Source organism: Pseudomonas sp. H1_F01, from assembly GCF_054681425.1.
This window is the reverse complement of the sequence record NZ_CP162823.1, coordinates 373297-395357: the sequence shown is the minus strand read 5'-3', so window position 1 is coordinate 395357 and position 22061 is coordinate 373297. Positions and strand designations below refer to the sequence as shown.

The 22061-nt window shown below is 62.3% G+C and carries 21 protein-coding genes and 1 pseudogene; 17 read left to right on the top strand and 5 right to left on the bottom strand.

Translation table 11 applies throughout. The annotated features are described in order from the left end of the window. Positions 1–45 precede the first annotated feature (45 nt). The 4 genes and pseudogenes from coaBC to argB all read left to right on the top strand — a co-directional run bounded on the left by coaBC (position 46) and on the right by argB (position 4302). On the top strand, positions 46–1254 hold the full coding sequence (coaBC, locus tag AB4O09_RS01750) for a bifunctional phosphopantothenoylcysteine decarboxylase/phosphopantothenate--cysteine ligase CoaBC (protein WP_003206865.1): 1209 nt from the start codon (positions 46–48) through the stop codon (positions 1252–1254). A gap of 4 nt (positions 1255–1258) precedes the next feature. Next, the gene (gene dut, locus AB4O09_RS01745) at positions 1259–1714 is read left to right on the top strand and encodes a dUTP diphosphatase (RefSeq protein ID WP_003206867.1); all 456 of its coding nucleotides are present in this window, start codon (positions 1259–1261) and stop codon (positions 1712–1714) included. Between the two features lie 251 nt (positions 1715–1965). Continuing rightward, positions 1966–3369: pseudogene (locus AB4O09_RS01740) on the top strand (phosphomannomutase/phosphoglucomutase); the annotation flags it as partial. A gap of 27 nt (positions 3370–3396) precedes the next feature. Beyond that, entirely contained in the window at positions 3397–4302 is a 906-nt protein-coding gene (gene argB / locus AB4O09_RS01735) for an acetylglutamate kinase (protein WP_003206871.1), read from the top strand. Positions 4303–4475: 173 nt separating this feature from the next. Here the strand turns inward: argB and pyrE are convergent, their stop codons facing one another. After that, positions 4476–5120: an orotate phosphoribosyltransferase gene (pyrE, locus tag AB4O09_RS01730; RefSeq protein ID WP_003206873.1), complete on the bottom strand. Its 645-nt coding sequence runs from the start codon at positions 5118–5120 to the stop codon at positions 4476–4478. 83 nt (positions 5121–5203) lie between these two features. Here pyrE and AB4O09_RS01725 point away from each other — a divergent pair, with 83 nt between their 5' ends. After that, positions 5204–5983 carry an exodeoxyribonuclease III gene (locus tag AB4O09_RS01725; protein ID WP_013694557.1) on the top strand — a complete coding sequence of 260 codons (780 nt, stop codon included), beginning with the start codon at positions 5204–5206 and terminating at the stop codon, positions 5981–5983. 175 nt (positions 5984–6158) lie between these two features. Here AB4O09_RS01725 and AB4O09_RS01720 read toward each other — a convergent pair whose 3' ends face one another. Further along, positions 6159–6527, bottom strand: a complete 369-nt coding sequence (locus AB4O09_RS01720; RefSeq protein WP_013694558.1) for a DUF4870 domain-containing protein — start codon at positions 6525–6527, stop codon at positions 6159–6161. A 31-nt stretch (positions 6528–6558) separates the two neighbouring features. Next, positions 6559–7281 (bottom strand): ribonuclease PH, encoded by a 723-nt coding sequence (gene rph, locus AB4O09_RS01715; protein WP_003177262.1) that lies wholly within the window; start codon positions 7279–7281, stop codon positions 6559–6561. Between the two features lie 273 nt (positions 7282–7554). On the opposite strand from rph, the gene AB4O09_RS01710 reads away from it, so the two are divergent. The 6 genes from AB4O09_RS01710 to AB4O09_RS01685 all read left to right on the top strand — a co-directional run bounded on the left by AB4O09_RS01710 (position 7555) and on the right by AB4O09_RS01685 (position 12848). Further along, positions 7555–8418: a YicC/YloC family endoribonuclease gene (locus AB4O09_RS01710; RefSeq protein ID WP_003206875.1), complete on the top strand. Its 864-nt coding sequence runs from the start codon at positions 7555–7557 to the stop codon at positions 8416–8418. A gap of 10 nt (positions 8419–8428) precedes the next feature. Beyond that, positions 8429–9049: a guanylate kinase gene (gmk, locus tag AB4O09_RS01705; RefSeq protein ID WP_003206877.1), complete on the top strand. Its 621-nt coding sequence runs from the start codon at positions 8429–8431 to the stop codon at positions 9047–9049. A 167-nt stretch (positions 9050–9216) separates the two neighbouring features. Beyond that, the gene (rpoZ, locus tag AB4O09_RS01700) at positions 9217–9480 is read left to right on the top strand and encodes a DNA-directed RNA polymerase subunit omega (RefSeq protein ID WP_003177259.1); all 264 of its coding nucleotides are present in this window, start codon (positions 9217–9219) and stop codon (positions 9478–9480) included. Between the two features lie 60 nt (positions 9481–9540). Then, positions 9541–11646, top strand: coding sequence for a bifunctional GTP diphosphokinase/guanosine-3',5'-bis pyrophosphate 3'-pyrophosphohydrolase (spoT, locus tag AB4O09_RS01695; protein ID WP_003206879.1), 2106 nt, complete (start codon positions 9541–9543; stop codon positions 11644–11646). A 24-nt stretch (positions 11647–11670) separates the two neighbouring features. Beyond that, positions 11671–12051 (top strand): RidA family protein, encoded by a 381-nt coding sequence (locus AB4O09_RS01690; protein ID WP_003206880.1) that lies wholly within the window; start codon positions 11671–11673, stop codon positions 12049–12051. Between the two features lie 56 nt (positions 12052–12107). Further along, positions 12108–12848: a hypothetical protein gene (locus tag AB4O09_RS01685; RefSeq protein WP_013694559.1), complete on the top strand. Its 741-nt coding sequence runs from the start codon at positions 12108–12110 to the stop codon at positions 12846–12848. Between the two features lie 51 nt (positions 12849–12899). Here the strand turns inward: AB4O09_RS01685 and AB4O09_RS01680 are convergent, their stop codons facing one another. After that, the gene (locus AB4O09_RS01680; RefSeq protein WP_003206882.1) at positions 12900–13799 is read right to left on the bottom strand and encodes a DMT family transporter; all 900 of its coding nucleotides are present in this window, start codon (positions 13797–13799) and stop codon (positions 12900–12902) included. A 233-nt stretch (positions 13800–14032) separates the two neighbouring features. Further along, positions 14033–14890, bottom strand: a complete 858-nt coding sequence (locus tag AB4O09_RS01675) for an SDR family oxidoreductase (protein WP_460107893.1) — start codon at positions 14888–14890, stop codon at positions 14033–14035. 188 nt (positions 14891–15078) lie between these two features. On the opposite strand from AB4O09_RS01675, the gene exbB reads away from it, so the two are divergent. The 6 genes from exbB to AB4O09_RS01645 all read left to right on the top strand — a co-directional run bounded on the left by exbB (position 15079) and on the right by AB4O09_RS01645 (position 22044). After that, positions 15079–16050 (top strand): tonB-system energizer ExbB, encoded by a 972-nt coding sequence (gene exbB / locus AB4O09_RS01670; protein WP_013694561.1) that lies wholly within the window; start codon positions 15079–15081, stop codon positions 16048–16050. 6 nt (positions 16051–16056) lie between these two features. Beyond that, positions 16057–16485 (top strand): TonB system transport protein ExbD, encoded by a 429-nt coding sequence (exbD, locus tag AB4O09_RS01665; protein WP_003206888.1) that lies wholly within the window; start codon positions 16057–16059, stop codon positions 16483–16485. Then, positions 16482–17237 carry an energy transducer TonB gene (locus tag AB4O09_RS01660; protein ID WP_013694562.1) on the top strand — a complete coding sequence of 252 codons (756 nt, stop codon included), beginning with the start codon at positions 16482–16484 and terminating at the stop codon, positions 17235–17237. The genes exbD and AB4O09_RS01660 overlap by 4 nt, the downstream gene beginning before the upstream one ends. A 321-nt stretch (positions 17238–17558) precedes the next feature. Further along, positions 17559–18479 (top strand): hydrogen peroxide-inducible genes activator, encoded by a 921-nt coding sequence (locus AB4O09_RS01655; protein WP_003206891.1) that lies wholly within the window; start codon positions 17559–17561, stop codon positions 18477–18479. Between the two features lie 9 nt (positions 18480–18488). Then, positions 18489–20564, top strand: coding sequence for an ATP-dependent DNA helicase RecG (recG, locus tag AB4O09_RS01650; protein WP_013694564.1), 2076 nt, complete (start codon positions 18489–18491; stop codon positions 20562–20564). Between the two features lie 79 nt (positions 20565–20643). Further along, positions 20644–22044 carry an aminoacyl-tRNA deacylase and HDOD domain-containing protein gene (locus AB4O09_RS01645; protein WP_003206896.1) on the top strand — a complete coding sequence of 467 codons (1401 nt, stop codon included), beginning with the start codon at positions 20644–20646 and terminating at the stop codon, positions 22042–22044. The last annotated feature ends 17 nt before the right edge of the window (positions 22045–22061 follow it).

Below are 22061 nucleotides of genomic sequence, written 5' to 3'. Positions count from 1 at the left end.
AAGGGGTTCGCCTTGCACTGACCACTGAAATCGAAAGGCAGGCCTATGCAGCGGCTGTATCGGAAACGCATCGTTCTGGGCGTCGGCGGCGGCATTGCCGCCTACAAGAGCGCCGAGCTGGTTCGCAGGCTTATCGACCAGGGCGCGGAAGTACGGGTCGTCATGACCCGCGGTGGCAGCGAGTTCATTACCCCGCTGACCATGCAGGCCCTGTCCGGGCACCCGGTCCACCTGGATTTGCTCGACCCGGCGGCCGAAGCCGCCATGGGTCATATCGAACTGGCCAAGTGGGCCGACCTGGTACTGATCGCCCCGGCCACGGCCGACCTCATCGCCCGTTTGGCCCAAGGCATCGCCGACGACCTGCTGACCACCCTGGTGCTCGCCACCGACGCGGTGGTCGCCGTGGCGCCGGCCATGAACCAGGCCATGTGGCGCGACCCAGCCACCCAGGCCAACCTGCAGTTGCTCGAAAGCCGCGCCCTGAAAGTCTTCGGCCCGGCCTCCGGGAGCCAGGCCTGCGGCGATGTCGGCATGGGCCGCATGCTCGAAGCAACCGACCTGGCCCAGTGCGCCGCCGACTGCTTCCAGCGCCAGGCCCTGACCGGCAAGCACGTGCTGATCACCGCCGGACCGACCCAGGAAAACATCGACCCGGTGCGCTACATCACCAACCACAGCTCCGGGAAAATGGGCTTCGCCCTGGCCGAAGCCGCCGTGGAAGCCGGTGCCCGGGTGACGCTGATCACCGGTCCCGTGCACCTGCCGACGCCGGACCGGGTCACGCGAATCGATGTGGTCAGCGCCCGGGACATGCTCGCGGCCTGTGAAGCAGCTATCCCCTGCGACCTGTTCATCGCCTCGGCGGCGGTGGCGGACTACCGCCCCGAAGTCGTTGCCCCGCAAAAATTGAAGAAAGACCCTACAAGCGGCGACGGCTTGCTACTGCAAATGGTGCGCAACCCGGACATCCTGGCCAGTATCGCCACCCGCCCCGACCGCCCGTTCAGTGTCGGCTTTGCCGCCGAGACCGAACACCTGCTCGATTACGCCGCACGCAAGCTCAAGGACAAGAACCTCGACTTGATCGTCGCCAACGACGTGGCCAACCCGAGCATCGGCTTCAACAGCGAAGAAAACGCCTGCAGCGTGATCGACCGCCAGTTGCACGCCACACTTTTCGCCCAGACCAGCAAGAGCAAGATTGCCCGCCAGCTGATCACTTTTATCGCCGAACGTCTGAACCAGGTTTAATGTCATGCACGCCCTACAAGCCAAGATCCTCGACCCACGCATCGGCAACGAATTCCCGCTGCCGCAATACGCCACACCAGGCTCCGCCGGCCTCGACCTGCGGGCGATGCTCAAGCAGGACACGATCCTGGAGCCGGGCCAGACCCTGCTGATTCCTACCGGCCTGTCGGTGTACATCGGCGATCCGGGCCTGGCCGCGCTGATCCTGCCGCGCTCGGGCTTGGGCCATAAGCACGGCATCGTGCTGGGCAACCTGGTGGGCCTGATCGACTCCGATTACCAGGGCGAACTGATGGTGTCATGCTGGAACCGCGGCCAAACGGCCTTCAACATTGCCGTGGGCGAACGCATCGCGCAGTTGGTGCTGGTGCCGGTGGTCCAGGCCCACTTCGAACTGGTCGAAGAATTCGACGAAAGCCAACGCGGCGCGGGTGGTTTCGGGCATTCCGGCAGCCATTGACCGGTGGTTACAGGCCGGGCGTCCTGCCCGGCCCGTTTGTGAAGCTTGTGTTTCAGGACAAAAAATGCGCAATGGCTTTCTGCTAGGTTTCCCACCCGGAATCAATGTATTAGGCGAGCGAGGCCGGGGTAACGCTGTCTCATGGCACTTTCCCACCACGAACTCTCTGTCAAAAACGCCGTCATACCCTTCAGCTTGAGCCTGCCGATGCTAACCGTCGGCCTGTCCAGTCACTTTCCTGATAGAGCGCCCCGCCCATGAACACCCCAGCCGCATTCGCCCCGATCTTCCCTGACAGCATCTTCCGCGCCTACGACATCCGTGGCGTGGTACCGGAAACCCTTACCGCCGAAACCGCCTACTGGATCGGCCGCGCTATCGGCTCCCAGAGCCTGGCCCAGGGCGAACCGAACGTGTGCGTCGGCCGTGATGGCCGCTTGTCGGGCCCCGAGCTGGTCGAACAACTGATCAAAGGCGTTGCCGACAGTGGCTGCCAAGTCAGCGACGTGGGCCTGGTGCCGACCCCGGCGCTGTACTACGCCGCCAACGTGTTGGCCGGCAAGTCCGGGGTGATGCTCACCGGCAGCCACAACCCATCGAACTACAACGGCTTCAAGATCGTCATCGCTGGCGACACCCTCGCCAACGAGCAGATCCAGGCCCTGCACACCCGCCTCAAGACCAATGACCTGAGCAGCGGCCAGGGCAGCGTGACCAAAGTCGATATCCTTGCGCGCTACAACGACGAAATCGTCAAGGACGTGAAACTCGCCCGTCGCCTGAAAGTGGTGGTCGATTGCGGCAACGGCGCGGCTGGCGTGATCGCCCCGCAACTGATCGAAGCCCTGAACTGCGAAGTCATCCCGCTGTTCTGCGACGTGGACGGCAACTTCCCTAACCACCACCCGGATCCGGGCAAGCTGGAAAACCTCGAGGACCTGATCGCCAAGGTCAAGGAAACCAACGCCGACCTGGGCCTGGCCTTCGACGGCGACGGCGACCGCGTGGGCGTGGTGACCAATACCGGCAGCGTGGTGTTCCCGGACCGCCTGCTGATGCTGTTTGCCAAGGACGTAGTGGCGCGCAACCCCGACGCCGAGATCATTTTCGACGTCAAATGCACCCGTCGCCTGGTGCCGCTGATCAAGGAATATGGCGGTCGCCCACTGATGTGGAAAACCGGTCACTCGTTGATCAAGAAAAAAATGAAACAGAGCGGCGCCCTGCTGGCCGGCGAAATGAGCGGCCACATCTTCTTCAAGGAACGCTGGTTCGGTTTTGACGACGGCATCTACAGCGCCGCGCGCCTGCTGGAAATCCTCAGCAAAGAGAAATCCACCGCCGAAGAGCTGTTCGCAACCTTCCCGAACGATATTTCTACGCCAGAAATCAATATCCATGTGACCGAAGAGAGCAAATTCAGCATCATTGATGCACTGCACGACGCTCAATGGGGCGAAGGCGCCGAACTGACCACCATCGATGGTGTGCGGGTCGACTATCCCCACGGCTGGGGCCTGGTTCGCGCATCCAACACCACACCGGTGCTGGTACTGCGTTTCGAGGCCGACAACGAGGCCGAACTGCAGCGCATCAAGGATGTGTTCCACACCCAACTCAAACGTGTTGCACCTGATCTCCAACTACCGTTTTGATTTTTTGAAGCACTACCGGAGCCCTGAATGACCCTCGAACGCGAAGCCGCCGCCAACACCGCCAAGGTCCTGTCCGAAGCGTTGCCTTATATCCGACGCTACGTCGGCAAGACCCTGGTGATCAAATACGGCGGCAACGCGATGGAAAGCGAGGAGCTCAAGACCGGCTTCGCCCGCGACATCGTGCTGATGAAGGCCGTGGGCATCAACCCGGTGGTCGTACACGGTGGTGGCCCGCAGATCGGTGACTTGCTCAAGCGCCTGTCGATCGAAAGCCACTTCATCGATGGCATGCGCGTGACCGACGCGCAGACCATGGATGTGGTGGAAATGGTCCTGGGCGGCCAGGTCAACAAGGACATCGTCAACCTGATCAACCGTCATGGCGGTAGCGCCATCGGCCTGACAGGCAAGGACGCCGAGCTGATCCGGGCGAAGAAACTCACCGTCACCCGCCAGACACCGGAGATGACCCAGCCGGAAATCATCGACATCGGTCATGTGGGCGAAGTGGTCGGTATCAACACCGACCTGCTGAACCTGCTGGTCAAGGGCGACTTCATCCCGGTGATCGCGCCCATCGGCGTGGGCGCCAACGGCGAGTCGTACAACATCAACGCCGACCTGGTGGCGGGCAAGGTTGCAGAGGCACTGAAAGCTGAAAAGCTGATGCTGCTGACCAACATCGCCGGCCTGATGGACAAGTCGGGCAAGGTCCTGACCGGACTGTCGACCCAACAGGTCGATGACCTGATCGCCGATGGCACCATCTACGGCGGCATGCTGCCGAAGATCCGTTGCGCACTGGAAGCGGTACAAGGCGGCGTCGGCAGCTCGTTGATCATCGACGGCCGGGTACCAAATGCGATCCTGCTGGAGATCTTCACCGACACCGGCGTAGGTACGTTGATCAGCAATCGCAAGCGTCCTTAAGCGATACCGGTAAAAAAAGACCCCGCTCAACCTGGTTGAGCGGGGTTTTTTTACCCACCGATTCCCTGTGGGAGCGAGCCTGCTCGCGATAGCGGTGGATCAGCCAACATGAATGTTGAATGGAAAATGGCTATCGCGAGCAGGCTCGCTCCCACAAGGGAATGTGCAAATCTTTAAACGCCGAACTGCGCCCGATAAGCCTCAACCGCCGGCAAATGCTGCTTGAGCTGCGGATCGTCGGCCAAAAACTCCAGCACCTGGTTCAGCGACACAATGCTGATCACCGGAATGCCAAAGTCGCGCTCCACTTCCTGGATCGCCGACAGCTCACCGTTGCCGCGCTCCTGACGGTTCAGGGCAATCAGCACGCCAGCGGCCTTGGCGCCTTCCTGGGAACCGATGATCTGCATCACTTCACGAATGGCAGTGCCGGCAGTGATGACGTCGTCGATGATCAACACGTCGCCGGTCAGCGGTGCACCCACCAGGCTGCCGCCTTCGCCGTGGGCCTTGGCTTCCTTGCGGTTGAAGCACCAAGGCAAGTCGCGCCCGTGGTGTTCGGCCAGGGCGACGGCAGTGGTGGCGGCCAGCGGGATGCCTTTGTAGGCCGGGCCGAACAGCACATCGAACGGGATACCGCTCTCGACGATGGCTGCCGCATAGAAACGACCCAGTTGCGCCAGGGCGGAACCGGTGTTGAACAGGCCGGCATTGAAGAAGTACGGGCTGGTGCGCCCGGACTTGAGGGTGAACTCACCGAAGCGCAAAACGCCGCGATCGATGGCAAAGCGAATGAAATCGCGCTGATACGCCTGCATGAAAAAAAGCCTCAAATACCGCGGATTTAGCTAAATAGGTACACGGCGTGTATCATACACGCACGTGATTTTTGGGGCCATTTATGCGGATCATCAGTGTGAACGTCAATGGTATTCAGGCTGCAGTCGAGCGTGGTTTGCTCAGTTGGCTGCAAGCACAGAATGCCGACGTCATCTGCCTGCAGGACACCCGCGCCTCCGCCTTTGAACTGGACGATGCAGCCTTCCAACTGGATGGTTACTTCCTTTATGCCTGCGATGCCGAAGTCCCCGCCCAGGGTGGCGTGGCTTTGTACTCGCGGCTGCAGCCGAAGGCTGTCATCAACGGTCTCGGTTTCGAGACGGCGGACCGCTACGGGCGCTACCTGCAAGCTGATTTCGACAAGGTCAGCATCGCGACCTTACTGCTCCCTTCGGGGCAGAACGGCGATGAAGATTTGAATCAGAAATTCAAGTTGATGGACGACTTCGCCCGTTATCTGGATAAACAGCGGCGCAAACGTCGCGAGTACATCTATTGTGGCTCGCTGTACGTGGCGCAACAGAAGCTGGATATCAAGAACTGGCGCGACAGCCAACAATCTCCTGGCTTCCTGGCGCCGGAACGGGCCTGGATGGACGAGATCATTGGCAACATGGGTTATGTCGACGCCCTGCGTGAAGTCAGCCGTGAAGGCGACCAGTACAGCTGGTGGCCGGACAACGAACAGGCCGAGATGCTCAACCTTGGCTGGCGCTTCGACTACCAGCTGCTGACGCCTGGGCTGCGCCGCTTCGTACGCAGCGCCCGCCTGCCGCGCCAGCCACGGTTCTCGCAGCATGCGCCGCTGATCGTGGATTACGACTGGACGCTGACTATCTAAGTGTCGTTTCGCAGCCACAAAAAAACCGACAGCCGTGTCGGTTTTTTTGTGGACAACCATTTCCACTGTGGGAGTGAGCCTGCTCGCGATGGCGCAGTTACATTCAACATTGATGTTGACTGACACACAGCTATCGCGAGCAGGCTCGCTCCCACAGGGGGTTACTCATCGATCGTTATTTGACCAGGCGCCAAGTAAACGGATACCGATACGGCTGCCCTTCATTGGCCTTCACGCCACCAATGATGGTCAACACCAACGCACCAATGGCCACCAGGCCGAAGAGGAAGAAGCCGATCACCACGACCATCAGCAGCAAGCTGATCGCCGAGGCAATCGCCACGGTGATCTGGAAGTTCAGCGCTTCCTTGCCCTGGGCATCGATGAACGGGTCGGACTCACGCTTGAGCTGCCAGAGCACCAGCGGCCCGATCAGCGTGCCGAACGGAATCCAGATCCCCAACAAGGCGGACAGGTGACAAAACATTGCCCATTGACGCGCCTCTTTGCTCGGCTGGGGCAGCAGGATTTGCTCATCACTCATGACGCTCTCCTTGTCTTGAAGCGGGAATCGATCAGTCAGCCAAGGCGGCCTTTTGCAGTTCGAAGATTTCGTTCATGCCTTTCTTCGCCAACTCCAGCATAGCGTTCAATTCTTCCGGCTGGAACGGCGCGCCCTCGGCAGTGCCCTGGACTTCGATGAAACCGCCAGCACTGGTCATGACCACGTTCAGGTCAGTCTCGGCGGCGGAGTCTTCCAGGTAATCCAGGTCCAGTACCGGCTCGCCCTGGTACATGCCCACGGACACAGCAGCGATCATTTGCTTGAGCGGGTCGCCACCCTTGAGGCCACCGCGCTTCTTGATCACTTTCAAGGCATCGACCAGGGCGACCATGGCCCCAGTGATGGAGGCTGTACGCGTGCCGCCGTCGGCCTGGATCACGTCGCAATCGACATACAGTGTCACGTCGCCCAACTTGGACATGTCCAGAGCAGCACGCAGCGAACGGCCGATCAAGCGTTGGATTTCCAGGGTACGGCCGCCCTGCTTGCCACGGCTGGCCTCGCGCTGGTTCCGCTCACCGGTGGCGCGCGGCAGCATGCCGTATTCGGCCGTCAACCAACCCTGGCCCTGACCCTTGAGGAACCGTGGCACGCCGTTTTCGACACTGACGGTGCAGATGACCTTGGTATCACCGAATTCGACCAGTACAGATCCCTCGGCGTGTTTGGTGTAGTTGCGGGTAATGCGGATCGAGCGAAGCTGATCGGCAGCGCGACCACTTGGACGTTTCATAGGGAATACCTGTACGGAGGACGGAAAACTGCCGAGCATTATAGAGCCGTGAATCGTCATAGGGCAGTTAAACGTCGCGCGGCTCTAAAAAGCCGGCGCGAGCGAAGCCGCGCAGAGGTCCGCCCGACGGGCTGCCACGCTTTGTCGCAAGCGCGGTTGGGGCATACGCCTCACTGCGCTACAATCCTGCGCCTTTGCTGCCCTTGGGCTTTTAATTTACAGACTCCAGGCCCACGACCACCGTCGTGCCGGCCTGCATTGCGAGGAACCTCCATGGTGCACAGCATGACCGCCTTCGCCCGCGTCGAAAAAGCCGGGGCCCAAGGCACGCTGAGCTGGGAACTGCGCTCGGTCAACAGCCGCTACCTGGAGCCGCACCTGCGCCTGCCCGAGTCTTTCCGCGACCTGGAAGGGGGTGTACGCGAGGCACTGCGCCAGGGCCTGTCCCGGGGCAAGCTGGAATGCACCCTGCGCTTCACTGAAGAAAGCACTGGCAAAGCCTTGCAAGTGGACCGCGAGCGCGCCGCGCAACTGGTCGCCGCCGCCGAAACCGTCGCCAGCCTGATCAAGAACCCTGCTGCCCTGAATCCACTGGAAGTCCTGGCTTGGCCCGGCGTGCTGGTGGGCGATGCGAGCGACCCACAGGCGCTGAACGCCGAGGCGATGGCACTGTTCAATGAAGGCCTCAAGGAACTCAAGGCCGGCCGCGAGCGCGAAGGCGCGGAGCTGGCCCGGCTGATCAACGAGCGCCTGACCTCCATTGAAGAAGACGTCAGCACCCTGCGCGAACTGGTCCCGCAGATGCTCGCCACCCAGCGCCAGAAAGTCCTCGACCGTTTCACCGACATGAAGGCCGAGCTGGACCCGCAACGCCTGGAACAGGAAATGGTCATGCTCGCGCAAAAGAGCGACGTGGCCGAAGAACTGGATCGCCTGAGCACCCACATCATCGAAGTTCGCCGGGTGCTCAAGTCCGGCGGTGCGGCCGGTCGCCGCCTCGACTTCCTGATGCAGGAGCTCAACCGCGAAGCCAATACACTGGGCTCCAAAGCCTTCGACCCGCGCAGCACCCAGGCGGCGGTCAACCTCAAGGTGTTGATCGAACAAATGCGCGAACAAGTGCAGAACATTGAGTAAGGCTAACGACATGACCCACAGCACCGGCACCCTCTACATCATTTCCGCGCCCTCGGGCGCCGGCAAGACCAGCCTGGTCAAGGCACTGATCGACGCCGAACCGCAGATCCGCGTCTCGGTCTCGCACACCACCCGCGCCATGCGCCCGGGCGAAGTGAATGGTGTGAACTATCACTTCGTCGACCGCGAAGAGTTCGTGAAGATGGCCGAGCACGGCGACTTCCTGGAGCGCGCCGAAGTTTTCGGCAACCTTTATGGCACTTCGCAAAGCTACTTGCAGCAGACCCTGGACGAAGGTCACGACCTGATCCTGGAAATCGACTGGCAAGGCGCCGAGCAGGTGCGCAAGCTGATGCCCCAGGCCCGGTCGATCTTCATCCTGCCGCCAAGCCAGCAAGCCTTGCGCCAGCGCCTGACCAACCGTGGCCAGGACAGCGACGACATCATCGAGGGCCGGATGCGCGAAGCGGTCAGCGAGATGAGTCACTACGTCGACTATGATTATCTGATCATCAACGACGATTTCGCCCACGCGCTGGACGACCTGAAGGCGATTTTCCGCGCCAGCCAGCTGCAGCAGAAACGCCAACAGCAACGTTTCGGCAAATTATTAGCCGAATTGTTGGGCTGAACAGCCCTTCCCAAAACCGCTGCGACGGCTTTACATTGGTAGTCGCAGCGCGCCGAGGGGTTTGGTTAAAAAATCAGCGCTTCCCTAAACGCTGGTGTTTTTTTAAACTGTCGAGTCCGCTCGCCCAACCGGGCAGCGCGCATATTGCATTCGCTCCGAGGAATACCATGGCCCGCGTAACCGTTGAAGACTGCCTAGAACACGTGGAAAACCGCTTTGAGCTGGTCATGCTCTCTACCAAGCGTGCCCGTCAACTGGCCACCGGTGGCAAAGAGCCGTTGGTCCAGTGGGAAAACGACAAGCCTACCGTAGTAGCGCTGCGTGAAATCGCCGAAGGCCTGATGAGCTACGAGTTCATCGCCAACGCTGAAATCGTCGAAGACGAACCGCTGTTCGCAGCGTTCGAGGACGAGTCCAACGAGGCGGTCTAAGCCTATGCCTGGTCGACGTAGCACGGCGCGGGGTCACAGCAAACGGCAGGAGTCATCATCATGCCGAGCATAGACGCCCTCGCCGATCGCTTATCGGCCTACCTCGGCACGGACCAGGTCAATCTGGTCCGCCGAGCCTATTTCTACGCCGAACAAGCCCACGACGGCCAGCGCCGCCGCAGCGGCGAGGCGTACGTCACGCATCCTCTTGCGGTGGCGAATATTCTTGCCGACATGCACATGGACCATCAGAGCCTGATGGCGGCGATGCTGCATGACGTGATCGAAGACACCGGCATTGCCAAGGAAGCGCTGCAGGCGCAGTTCGGCGAAACCGTGGCCGAACTGGTCGACGGGGTCAGCAAGCTGACCCAGATGAACTTCGAGACCAAGGCCGAGGCCCAGGCCGAAAACTTCCAGAAAATGGCCATGGCCATGGCCCGCGACATTCGCGTGATCCTGGTCAAGCTCGCCGACCGCCTGCACAACATGCGCACCCTGGAAGTGCTGTCCGGCGAAAAACGCCGGCGCATCGCCAAGGAAACCCTGGAAATCTACGCCCCCATCGCCAATCGCCTGGGCATGCACGCGATCCGCATCGAGTTCGAAGACCTCGGCTTCAAGGCCATGCACCCGATGCGTTCGGCGCGGATCAACCAGGCCGTCAAGCGCGCCCGGGGCAACCGCAAGGAAATCGTCAACAAGATCGAAGAGTCGCTGAGCCACTGCCTGGCCATCGACGGCATCGAAGGCGAAGTCAGCGGGCGGCAGAAACACCTCTACGGCATCTACAAGAAAATGCGCGGCAAGCGTCGGGCCTTCAACGAGATCATGGACGTCTACGCGTTCCGGATCATCGTCGACAAGGTCGATACCTGCTACCGCGTGCTGGGTGCTGTACATAATTTGTACAAACCGTTGCCGGGGCGCTTCAAGGATTACATCGCGATCCCCAAGGCCAACGGCTATCAGTCGCTGCACACCACGCTGTTCGGCATGCACGGCGTACCCATCGAAATCCAGATCCGCACCCGCGAAATGGAAGAAATGGCCAACAACGGCATCGCCGCCCATTGGCTGTACAAATCCAGCGGTGACGAACAACCCAAGAGCACTCACGCCCGCGCCCGGCAATGGGTCAAGGGTGTGCTGGAAATGCAGCAGCGCGCCGGCAACTCCCTGGAATTCATCGAGAGCGTGAAGATCGACCTGTTCCCGGACGAGGTCTACGTTTTCACGCCCAAGGGCCGGATCATGGAGCTGCCCAAAGGCTCCACGGCCGTGGACTTTGCCTATGCGGTGCACACCGACGTCGGCAACAGTTGCATCGCGTGCCGGATCAACCGCCGCCTGGCGCCGTTGTCCGAACCGCTGCAAAGCGGTTCCACGGTGGAAATCGTCAGCGCCCCCGGCGCACGACCCAACCCGGCGTGGCTCAATTTCGTGGTCACCGGCAAGGCCCGCACCCATATCCGTCACGCCCTCAAACTGCAACGTCGCTCCGAATCCATCAGCCTCGGCGAACGCCTGCTGAACAAGGTGCTGAACGGTTTCGACAGCTCGCTCGACAAGATCCCGGTCGAGCGCGTGCAACTGATGCTCCACGAATACCGTCTCGAATTGATCGAAGACCTGCTCGAAGACATCGGCCTGGGCAATCGCATGGCCTACGTCGTTGCCCGTCGCCTGCTCGGCGAAGGCGAACAGTTGCCAAGCCCCGAAGGCCCGCTGGCGATTCGCGGCACCGAGGGCCTGGTGCTCAGTTATGCCAAGTGTTGTACGCCGATTCCGGGCGACCCGATTGTCGGCCACTTGTCCGCCGGCAAAGGGATGGTCGTGCACCTGGACAACTGCCGCAACATCAGCGAAATCCGTCATAACCCGGAAAAATGCATCCAGCTCTCCTGGGCCAAGGATGTCACCGGCGAATTCAACGTCGAGCTGCGGGTCGAGCTGGAACACCAGCGCGGCCTGATCGCCCTGCTGGCCAGCAGCGTCAATGCCGCCGACGGCAATATCGAAAAAATCAGCATGGACGAACGCGATGGCCGCATCAGCGTCGTTCAATTGGTGGTCAGCGTGCACGACCGTGTGCACCTGGCCCGCGTGATCAAGAAACTGCGCGCCCTGACCGGCGTTATCCGCATCACCCGGATGCGCGCGTAGCCCATTCGTTATCAGGAGTCATTCATGACCAAGACCGTTATCACCAGCGACAAGGCCCCCGCCGCCATCGGTACTTATTCCCAGGCGATCAAGGCCGGCAACACCGTGTACATGTCGGGCCAGATTCCACTGGACCCGAAAACCATGGAACTGGTGGAAGGCTTCGAAGCCCAGACCGTGCAGGTGTTCGAAAACCTCAAGGCCGTGGCCGAGGCCGCCGGTGGTTCGTTCAAGGACATCGTCAAGCTGAACATCTTCCTCACCGACCTGAGCCATTTCGCCAAGGTCAACGAGGTGATGGGCAAGTACTTCGACCAGCCTTACCCTGCCCGCGCCGCCATCGGCGTGGCCGCCCTGCCCAAGGGCGCTCAGGTTGAGATGGATGCCATCCTGGTCATCGAGTAAATAAGGCCGGCGCAGCCTCCCCCGCTGCGCCGTTTTCGTCTTGAAAGGATTCCACCATGCGCAAAGCGCTTGCTCTCTCGCTGGCAGCCCTGCTTCTGGGCGGCTGCGCCAGCGACCCTGCCGACCGTGACATCAGCGGCACCTGGATCAACCAGGCAGCCATCGACGCTGCCGCCAAGGGCGGCCCGCTTCGCGAAGCGCTGCAGGGCTATGGCCCGAACCTGGAATGGGACGTCAACACCCGGGCCGGTCAGGCGCGCTACACCAACGGTTTTGAAAACGTCGAAGGCAAATTGCTGGGCGAAGAAGACGGCGCCTGGAAAGTCGATTTCTACGGCAGCTCCGCCAGCGAACTCAAGCGCGATGGCGACCAGTTGAGCCAGGCCGCCACCGAGAACGAACCGCAGCAGGTGTTCGATCGCGCACAAATCCAGGTACCGGAAGGCGCGCCCATCGGTGCCAGTTTCGAGCGTGCGCTGTATGCCGCCTACCTGGGCGGCACCTGGAACATCGCCAGCGGCCCCGGCCAGGGCGCCACCGTGCAGTTCCAGCCCGACGGCCAGGTCAGCGGCCTGCCGGGTGCCGATCGCTACGCCTTGTGCCTGGCCGGCGATTGCGCCTCCATGAGCGGTGGCAACGACAACATCTGGCTGCAACAGAACGGCCAGGGCAACACCTGGATCTTTGCCCGCGACGGCAAGAAGCTGGAGATCTTCCAGACCGTCAACGCCGCGCTGGCCGATGAAATGCCTTCGTTCACGCCGGGCACCCGGCGATGGTTGCTGGAAAAGCAGTAAAGGATAGGGCGCTTTGAAATAACTATACGAGCGCCCTCTCCCGGCAAAGGTTCACGCGCGAGACGGGACAGGCTTTTTTCTACCCAGGCGGATCAGCTCATTGGAGAAACACAGCCCAAGGATGATCAGTAGTGCGCCCGGGTACAGGCTTTCGCGCGGCACTTCATTGAGCACAACAAATGCCAGCAGTGCGGCGAACAGCGGCTCGGTCAGCTCCAAGGCTTGCACCTGGGATGGCTTGAGGTACTCGATTGCCTTGGTGGTGCAAAAAAAACCGAGGATGGTCGGCAGCGCGGCCAGCGCCAGCAGTGCGGCAATCGCCCAGGGCGACAGCTCACCGATCACGAAGCCGTCGGCAGAAGCCGGCATCAGCAAGTACAGGCTGCCGAAGAACAGCAACTGACGAGTGAAGTGCAGCCCACCGGACACGCCCATCCGTTTCATGGCCACCGAAAACGCCCCATAGCCGCAGCCCGCCATGGACGCGAGTGCAACGCCTTGGAGCGTGAAGCCTTGCTGTAGATCGGCGCCAAAGATCACCGCGATTCCGGCGATCGCCAAGGCGGCACCCACAGTGGCGTTCGCGGTGATCGCATCCTTGAGGATGATGCGTCCGAGCACAATCGAGGAAATGGAAGCACTGGCCATCAGCATCACCACCACACCCGCCGCAGCGTAATGCCGATAGGCAGCCGTTTCGAAGTGGAACAGCACAAAGATACCGAGAAACGCGCAGATCGCCGCCTGGGTCCATTTGGCCGTCGTCGCCGGACGCTTGATAAACAGCAGCAAGGCCGAGAGCAGCAGACAACCCAGGACAGTCTTTATGACGGCGACACTGCTGGCGGTGAAACCATTGCTCATGAGCACTTTGCTGAGCACGCCTATCGTGGCGTTAAGTGCGGCGGCGGAGAGTGCAAAGATAACGCCTTTGCTGAAACTGGCTTGCATTGATGACGGTCCTTGTCGCTGTTAGGTCATTCGACGGGATGTTGGCCCACATCGACGACGCAAAAGATGACTGAAACGGTTGCGGGTGGCCTGCAGATAACTCTTGGCTTCGGCAAGCAACGGATAATGCTCGGCGAGCTCGATGAACCAAGTCAAGACCTGGAAGGTAAGAACCCAAGGACTAGCCCTTGGCGCCGAACGACATCATCGAGCACACGCCGAGCGGACCCGTGTCAGCAGCGCCCTTCCAGAATCGCCGCATACCCCTCGCGAAAACTCGGATAACGCGGCGCCCAGCCCAAGGCCTTCGCCCGGGCATTGCTGCAGCGCTTGCTGCCGGCGCGACGCACACTGGCGTCTTCGGACCACTGGGTGACGCCCATGTATTCACGCAACCAGCCCACCACCTCGGCCAGCGGCGCAGGGGCGTCGTCGACGCCGATGTAGCAATCGTCCAGCACCTGGCCCTGGCGATCAGCCTCCAGCAGGAACGCCAGCAAGCCGGCGGCATCGTCGGCGTGGATGCGATTGGCGTAGAGCGGTGGGTCGATCACGACGCGATAGCCTTGGCGCACCTGACTCAACAACCATTCCCGCCCCGGCCCATAGATGCCGGTCAGGCGCACGCGGCTGGCCGGGATGCCACTGTCCAAGGCCACTTGCTCGGCTTCGAGCATCAGCCGACCGGAATACCCGCCGGCCACGGTTGGCGACGTTTCATCCACCCATTCGCCCTGCTGTTGCCCATAAACGCCGCTGCTGGACACAAACAGCAGACGCTTGGGCCGCTGCCCATGCTGCTTCAACCAGCTCAACACATTCTGCAACCCTTCGACATAAGCCGTGCGATAACCCGCTTCGTCATGGTCGGTGGCCGCGGCGCTGTACACCAGGTAATCCAGTGACCCGGTGGGCCAGTCGGCGGGGCATTGCTCGCTGAACAAATCCCCCGCCACCCCGATGACGCCCGCTGGCAGCTTCGAAACCGTGCGCCGCAGGCCATGGACTTGCCAATGCTCGGCCACTAACTGGCTGGCCAGGCGGCCGCCGATATCACCGCAGCCGGCGATCAAAACAGAAGGCGCGGACATCAAGAACTCCTCTGGCAAAGCCGCAGACTAGCCTTCGCAGGGGACGAGCGGCTAGCCATGCGACAAAAAAAGTAACTGTATTACTTTTGTTAACAAGAATTAATTGCAATAATGCCCACCACTTTTGTTCTCGGCCCACGAGGCCTGGAAGAACATCAACCTTCTTTTTCCTCTCAGGTCCGGCCAGCATGAAACGCTCTCTATCCCCCGCTTCGCCAACCAATCGACCTCGTGCCTGGAGCACGGTAGCCGCCCTGCTGTTCAGCCTGCTGCTGGCACCGGCCGCCGCATTCGCCGATGCACAGACGCCCGCCACGACCCCGGCCACCGTACCAGCTGCTGCCCAGGCACCGGCCGACCCGGCCGCTCCCGTTGCCACGCCTGTCGCCACCGACCCGGCCCAAGCCGTCGAAGCCGACGCACCTCAAATGCTCGAAGCCGACAACTCCCTGGGCATGGCCCACGACCTGTCGCCATGGGGCATGTACAAGAACGCCGACATCATCGTGAAAATCGTGATGATCGGCCTGGCCATCGCCTCGATCATCACCTGGACCATCTGGATTGCCAAAGGCTTCGAGCTGCTGGGTGCCAAGCGTCGCTTGCGCGGTGAAATCGCCGCCCTGAAAAAAGCCACCACCCTCAAGGAAGCCAGCGCCACCGCCGCGAAGGCAGGCACTCTTGCCAACCTGCTGGTGCATGACGCACTCGAAGAGATGCGCCTGTCGGCCAACAGCCGCGAGAAAGAAGGCATCAAGGAACGCGTGAGCTTCCGTCTCGAGCGCCTGGTCGCCGCCTGTGGTCGCAACATGAGCAGCGGCACCGGCGTGCTCGCCACCATCGGCTCTACCGCGCCGTTCGTCGGCCTGTTCGGCACAGTGTGGGGCATCATGAACAGCTTCATCGGCATCGCCAAGACCCAGACCACCAACCTCGCCGTCGTCGCACCCGGCATCGCCGAAGCCTTGCTGGCAACGGCCTTGGGCCTGGTCGCGGCAATCCCGGCCGTGGTGATCTACAACGTCTTCGCCCGTTCCATTGCCGGCTACAAGGCCCAGGTCTCCGACGCTTCGGCCGAAGTCCTGCTGCTGGTCAGCCGCGACCTCGACCACCTGCCGCCCGAGCGTGGCTCGCAACCGCACATGGTGAAAGTGGGGTAATCGGCCATGGGCCTGCATTTGAAAGAAGGCGCAGACGACGATCTGGCCGAGAACCACGAAATCAACGTCACGCCGTTCATCGACGTGATGCTGGTGCTGTTGATCATCTTCATGGTGGCCGCCCCGCTCGCCACCGTGGACATCAAGGTTGACCTGCCGGCGTCGACGGCCAAGCCCTCGCCACGGCCGGAGAAACCGGTGTTCCTCAGCGTCAAGGCCGACCAGCGCCTGTTCCTGGGTGAAGACGAGGTCAAGGCCGAAACCCTCGGCGCGACCCTCGACGCCAAGACCCAGGGCAAGAAAGACACGACGATCTTCTTCCAGGCCGACAAAGGCGTGGACTACGGCGACCTGATGAGCGTGATGGACGCACTGCGAGGCGCCGGCTACCTGAAGGTCGGTCTGGTCGGACTCGAGACGGCGCCCAAGAAATGATCACGACGCGCCAAAAGCTGACGCGTTACAGCGGTAGCCTGGCAGTGGTGCTGGGCGTGCATGCGCTCGCCATCGCCCTGGCGCTGAACTGGACATCACGCGCGCCCATCGAATTGCCTCCCCAGGCAATGATGGTCGAGCTGGCGCCGGTACCCGCCCCACCGCCACCGGCACCGCCCAAAGTCGTCACACCGCCGCAACCTCCCGAGCCGGTCGAAGAACTGCCGCTGCCCAAGCTTGCCGAAGCGCCGAAGCCGGAGATTTCCGTGCCCAAGCCGGTCAAGCCCAAGCCAAAGCCGCAACCGCCCAAGCCCAAACCGGTGGAGAAAAAGCCCGAGCCGCCGAAGGAACAGCCGTCGGAGCAGAAGCCCAGCGACACCCCGCCAACCCAGTCAGTCGCCGAGAAGTCCGCGCAACCGGCGCCTGGCCCGTCGCCTGCGCAATCGGCGGCCAAGGCCAACTGGCAGGGCACGCTACTGGCCCACCTGGGCAAGTACAAGAAGTACCCGCCCAGGGCCCAGCAGATGAACAAGGAAGGCACCAACCGCCTGCGTTTCGTGGTGGATGCCGAAGGCAACGTGTTGTCATTCGAACTGGTGGGCAGCTCCGGCACGGACTTGCTGGACAAGGCCACCCTGGAAATGATCCGCCGCGCCCAACCGCTGCCCAAGCCGCCGGCCGAGCTGCTGACCAACGGCACCATCGAACTGACGGCACCGTTTGTGTACTCCATCGACAAGCGCCGGCGCTGACCTCAATTACCAGCCCCTGCAACAGGGGCTTGCTGTTCCTGGTAAGCGGTTTGGAGTGCAGGGCATTGGGAGCAAAGCCATCTGTGGAGCCAGGGCATCTGTGGGAGCAAAGCTTGCTCGCGATACAGGCACCTCGGTTCCAGCGAACACCGCGTTAACTTCATCGCGGGCAGGCCTTGCTCCCACAGACAATTCCACATTCTTGAATAAATCCCTGGCCACACAGACATTGGACAGTGTCACACCGCACCCCCAGTCTGATAACGTGCGTCTATCGATTGCAGCCGGTATGCTTGGCTCGCAACTTCACGGACGCTCGCCATGACCCTCACAGAATTACGCTACATCGTGACCCTCGCCCAAGAGCAGCATTTCGGCCATGCGGCCGAGCGTTGCCACGTCAGCCAGCCGACGCTCTCGGTGGGCGTGAAAAAGCTTGAAGACGAACTCGGTGTGCTGATTTTCGAGCGCAGCAAAAGCGCCGTGCGCCTGACTCCCGTAGGCGAAGGCATCGTGGCCCAGGCGCAAAAGGTCCTGGAGCAGGCCCAGGGCATTCGCGAACTGGCCCAGGCCGGCAAGAACCAGCTGACCGCCCCGCTGAAAGTCGGCGCGATCTACACCGTTGGCCCGTACCTGTTCCCGCACCTGATTCCGCAACTGCACCGGGTCGCCCCGCAGATGCCGCTGTACATCGAAGAAAACTTCACCCATGTGCTGCGCGACAAGCTGCGCAACGGCGAGCTGGACGCGATCATCATCGCCCTGCCGTTCAACGAAGCCGACGTCCTGACCCTGCCGCTCTACGACGAACCGTTCTACGTCCTGATGCCGGCCCAGCACCCCTGGACCCAGAAAAAAACCATCGACGCCGCCCTGCTCAACGACAAGAGCCTGCTGTTGCTTGGCGAAGGCCACTGCTTCCGCGACCAGGTGCTCGAAGCCTGCCCGACCCTGACCAAGGGCAGCGAAGGCGCCAAGCACACCACTGTGGAGTCCAGCTCCCTGGAAACCATCCGCCACATGGTCGCCTCAGGCCTGGGCATTTCGATCCTGCCGCTGTCGGCGGTGGACAGCCATCATTACGCCCCCGGCGTGATCGAAGTCCGCCCACTGACGCCGCCCGTGCCGTTCCGCACCGTTGCCATCGCCTGGCGCGCCAGTTTCCCGCGGCCCAAGGCCATCGAGATCCTCGCCGACTCGATCCGTCTGTGCTCCGTGGCCAAGCCGCCCGCTGGCAAGTAAGCCACGGCCATGACTGAGCTGTCGAAAGTGCCGGTCACGACACTCAAGGGTGTCGGTGAAGCCATGGCCGAGAAACTGGCCAAGGTCGGCCTGGAAAACCTCCAGGACGTGCTGTTCCACCTGCCGCTGCGTTACCAGGACCGCACCCGCGTGGTGCCCATCGGCCATTTGCGCCCGGGGCAGGATGCGGTGATCGAAGGCACCGTCAGCGGCGCCGACGTGGTCATGGGCCGTCGGCGCAGCCTGGTGGTGCGCTTGCAGGACGGCACCGGCGGGCTCAGCCTGCGCTTCTACCATTTCAGCAATGCACAAAAGGAAGGCCTCAAGCGCGGCACCCGCGTGCGCTGCTACGGCGAGGCGCGACCCGGGGCTTCGGGGTTGGAGATCTATCATCCGGAATACCGCGCCATCACCGGCGACGAACCGCCGCCCGTGGATGAAACCCTGACCCCGGTCTATCCGCTCACCGAAGGCCTGACCCAACAACGCTTGCGCCAGCTCTGCCAGCAAACCCTGACCCTGCTCGGCCCCAGCAGCCTGCCCGACTGGCTGCCCACGGAACTGGCCCGGGATTACCACCTGGCGCCCCTGGCCGATGCGATCCGCTACCTGCACCATCCGCCCGCCGATGCCGACGTCGACGAACTCGCCCTCGGCCATCACTGGGCCCAGCACCGCCTGGCGTTCGAAGAACTGCTGACTCATCAACTGTCCCAGCAACGCCTGCGCGAAAGCCTGCGTTCCCTGCGCGCCCCGGCCATGCCCAAGGCCAGGGATCTGCCGGCCCGCTACCTGGCCAACCTCGGTTTCACCCCCACGGGCGCCCAGCAACGGGTCGGCAACGAAATCGCCTACGACCTGAGCCAGCCCGAGCCGATGCTGCGGCTGATCCAGGGCGATGTCGGCGCTGGCAAGACCGTGGTCGCAGCCCTGGCAGCGCTGCAGGCCTTGGAGGCCGGTTATCAGGTGGCGCTGATGGCGCCCACCGAGATCCTGGCCGAACAACATTTCATCACCTTCCAGCGCTGGCTCGAACCGTTGGGCATCGAAGTCGCCTGGCTGGCCGGCAAGCTCAAGGGCAAGAACCGCACAACCGCCCTGGCACAGATCGCCGAAGGCGCGCCGATGGTGGTCGGCACCCATGCGCTGTTCCAGGACGAAGTGCAGTTCAAGAACCTGGCCCTGGTGATCATCGACGAACAGCACCGCTTCGGCGTGCAACAGCGCCTGGCCCTGCGGCAGAAAGGCGTGGGCGGACGGATGTGCCCTCATCAACTGATCATGACCGCGACGCCGATCCCGCGGACCCTGGCGATGAGCGCCTACGCCGACCTCGACACCTCGATCCTCGACGAACTGCCCCCTGGCCGTACGCCGGTCAATACCGTGCTGGTCACCGACACCCGACGGGTGGAAGTGATCGAGCGCGTGCGCAGCGCCTGCGCCGAAGGGCGGCAGGCTTATTGGGTGTGCACCTTGATCGAGGAGTCGGAAGAATTGACCTGCCAGGCGGCCGAAACCACCTATGAAGACCTCACTGCCGCACTCGGCGAGTTGAAGGTCGGGCTGATCCACGGCCGCATGAAACCCGCCGAAAAAGCCGCCGTCATGGCTGAGTTCAAGGCCGGCGCCCTGCAGCTATTGGTCGCGACCACGGTGATCGAGGTGGGCGTCGACGTGCCCAATGCCAGCCTGATGATCATCGAAAACCCCGAACGGCTGGGCCTGGCGCAGCTGCACCAACTGCGCGGCCGCGTCGGCCGGGGCAGTGCCGCCAGCCATTGCGTCCTGCTGTACCACCCGCCGCTGTCGCAGATCGGGCGCCAGCGTCTGGGGATCATGCGCGAAACCAACGACGGTTTCGTCATCGCCGAAAAAGACCTCGAATTGCGCGGCCCCGGTGAAATGCTCGGCACGCGCCAGACCGGTCTGCTTCAATTCAAGGTGGCCGACCTGATGCGCGACGCCGACCTGCTTCCCGCCGTACGCGATGCCGCCCAGGCGCTGCTGGAACGCTGGCCCGACCACGTCAGCCCGCTACTGGATCGCTGGCTGCGTCACGGGCAGCAATACGGCCAAGTGTGAGCACGCGCTCAGTTTTCCGGACGCGCGTACCGGACAAGCTGGTTATACTGACCAACTTGTAGGAAAACGGATACAGACCATGACAGAAGCTGCCCTCGTCCCCGAATCCCCGCACGCTCCGTCTGTTATTCGGCTGTTGCTCGAGAAATTGGGCATCGGCTTTGACGAAGTGCTCGAACGCCCCGGCCTGAACCCAGCCCGCAAAGTGCAGGCGGTGTTGCTGCACGATGCCGTTGGCGCGCTCATGGTGCTGTTTCCGCAAAGCCAGCTGCTGGACCTCAACCGCCTGGCCGAACTCACTGGTCGCAAACTCACGGCAGTGCCGACCGAACGTCTGGAGCGCATGCTCGGCAAGCACAGCTTGAGCCTGCTGCCCGGCCTGCCGGCGCTCACCAGCTCGCCCTGCCTGTACGAAGAAAGCCTGCTGCGCGAACCGAAGTTGCTGATCAACTCCGGTGAGCCGGGGCTGTTGCTGGAAGTCACCAGCGAAGCGTTCAAGACCATGCTCACCAAGGCCAGCGCCGCGACGTTCGGCGAAGCCGTGAGCAACATCACCCCCAACCTCGACCGCCCGCACGACGACCGCGCGGAAATCACCCAGGCTGTGCAGGCGTTCACCGCCCGGCGTATCCAGCAACGGCTGGAAGAAACCATCGAGATCCCGCCGTTGGCCGAGACCGCGCAGAAAATCATCAAGCTGCGGGTCGACCCGGACGCGACCATCGATGACATCACCGGCGTGGTGGAAACCGACCCGGCCCTGGCCGCGCAAGTGGTGAGCTGGGCGGCATCGCCCTACTACGCATCACCCGGCAAGATTCGTTCGGTGGAAGATGCCATCGTCCGGGTACTGGGCTTCGACCTGGTGATCAACCTGGCGCTGGGCCTGGCCTTGGGCAAGACCCTGAGCCTGCCCAAGGACCACCCGCAACACACCACGCCGTACTGGCACCAGTCGATCTACACCGCCGCCGTCATCGAAGGCCTGACCCGCGCCATGCCGCGTGCCCAGCGTCCCGAAGGTGGCCTGACATACCTGTCCGGCCTGCTGCACAACTTCGGTTATCTGCTGCTGGCCCACGTATTCCCGCCGCACTTCTCGTTGATCTGCCGGCACCTGGAGGTCAACCCGCACCTGTGCCACAGCTACGTGGAACAGCACCTGCTGGGCATCAGTCGCGAGCAGATCGGCGCCTGGTTGATGCGCTACTGGGACATGCCCGACGAACTGGCCACCGCCCTGCGCTTCCAGCACGACCCGCACTACGACGGCGAATACGCCGCCTACCCGAACCTGGTATGCCTGGCCGTACGCCTGCTGCGCTCGCGAGGGATCGGCTCCGGCCCGGACGAGGAAATTCCCGATGCATTGCTCGAGCGCGTAGGCCTGTCTCGGGACAAGGTCAACGACGTAGTCAGCAAAGTGCTCGAGGCGGAAGTGCTGCTGCGCGAACTGGCCTCGCAGTTCAGCCACGGCTGAATAGGCTCGCCCGGTCA

Excerpts from the sequence above, each read along its gene's own strand:
- recG (WP_013694564.1), top strand. The coding sequence starts at position 18,489 with ATGACTGAGCTGTCGAAAGTGCCGGTCACGACACTCAAGGGTGTCGGT.
- AB4O09_RS01645 (WP_003206896.1), top strand. The coding sequence starts at position 20,644 with ATGACAGAAGCTGCCCTCGTCCCCGAATCCCCGCACGCTCCGTCTGTT.
- gmk (WP_003206877.1), top strand. The coding sequence starts at position 8,429 with ATGACCCACAGCACCGGCACCCTCTACATCATTTCCGCGCCCTCGGGC.
- coaBC (WP_003206865.1), top strand. The coding sequence starts at position 46 with ATGCAGCGGCTGTATCGGAAACGCATCGTTCTGGGCGTCGGCGGCGGC.
- AB4O09_RS01720 (WP_013694558.1), bottom strand. The coding sequence starts at position 6,527 with ATGAGTGATGAGCAAATCCTGCTGCCCCAGCCGAGCAAAGAGGCGCGT.
- spoT (WP_003206879.1), top strand. The coding sequence starts at position 9,541 with ATGCCGAGCATAGACGCCCTCGCCGATCGCTTATCGGCCTACCTCGGC.
- rph (WP_003177262.1), bottom strand. The coding sequence starts at position 7,281 with ATGAAACGTCCAAGTGGTCGCGCTGCCGATCAGCTTCGCTCGATCCGC.
- AB4O09_RS01690 (WP_003206880.1), top strand. The coding sequence starts at position 11,671 with ATGACCAAGACCGTTATCACCAGCGACAAGGCCCCCGCCGCCATCGGT.
- AB4O09_RS01685 (WP_013694559.1), top strand. The coding sequence starts at position 12,108 with ATGCGCAAAGCGCTTGCTCTCTCGCTGGCAGCCCTGCTTCTGGGCGGC.
- exbB (WP_013694561.1), top strand. The coding sequence starts at position 15,079 with ATGAAACGCTCTCTATCCCCCGCTTCGCCAACCAATCGACCTCGTGCC.
- exbD (WP_003206888.1), top strand. The coding sequence starts at position 16,057 with ATGGGCCTGCATTTGAAAGAAGGCGCAGACGACGATCTGGCCGAGAAC.
- argB (WP_003206871.1), top strand. The coding sequence starts at position 3,397 with ATGACCCTCGAACGCGAAGCCGCCGCCAACACCGCCAAGGTCCTGTCC.
- AB4O09_RS01710 (WP_003206875.1), top strand. The coding sequence starts at position 7,555 with ATGGTGCACAGCATGACCGCCTTCGCCCGCGTCGAAAAAGCCGGGGCC.
- AB4O09_RS01655 (WP_003206891.1), top strand. The coding sequence starts at position 17,559 with ATGACCCTCACAGAATTACGCTACATCGTGACCCTCGCCCAAGAGCAG.
- AB4O09_RS01660 (WP_013694562.1), top strand. The coding sequence starts at position 16,482 with ATGATCACGACGCGCCAAAAGCTGACGCGTTACAGCGGTAGCCTGGCA.
- AB4O09_RS01725 (WP_013694557.1), top strand. The coding sequence starts at position 5,204 with ATGCGGATCATCAGTGTGAACGTCAATGGTATTCAGGCTGCAGTCGAG.
- rpoZ (WP_003177259.1), top strand. The coding sequence starts at position 9,217 with ATGGCCCGCGTAACCGTTGAAGACTGCCTAGAACACGTGGAAAACCGC.
- pyrE (WP_003206873.1), bottom strand. The coding sequence starts at position 5,120 with ATGCAGGCGTATCAGCGCGATTTCATTCGCTTTGCCATCGATCGCGGC.
- AB4O09_RS01675 (WP_460107893.1), bottom strand. The coding sequence starts at position 14,890 with ATGTCCGCGCCTTCTGTTTTGATCGCCGGCTGCGGTGATATCGGCGGC.
- AB4O09_RS01680 (WP_003206882.1), bottom strand. The coding sequence starts at position 13,799 with ATGCAAGCCAGTTTCAGCAAAGGCGTTATCTTTGCACTCTCCGCCGCC.
- dut (WP_003206867.1), top strand. The coding sequence starts at position 1,259 with ATGCACGCCCTACAAGCCAAGATCCTCGACCCACGCATCGGCAACGAA.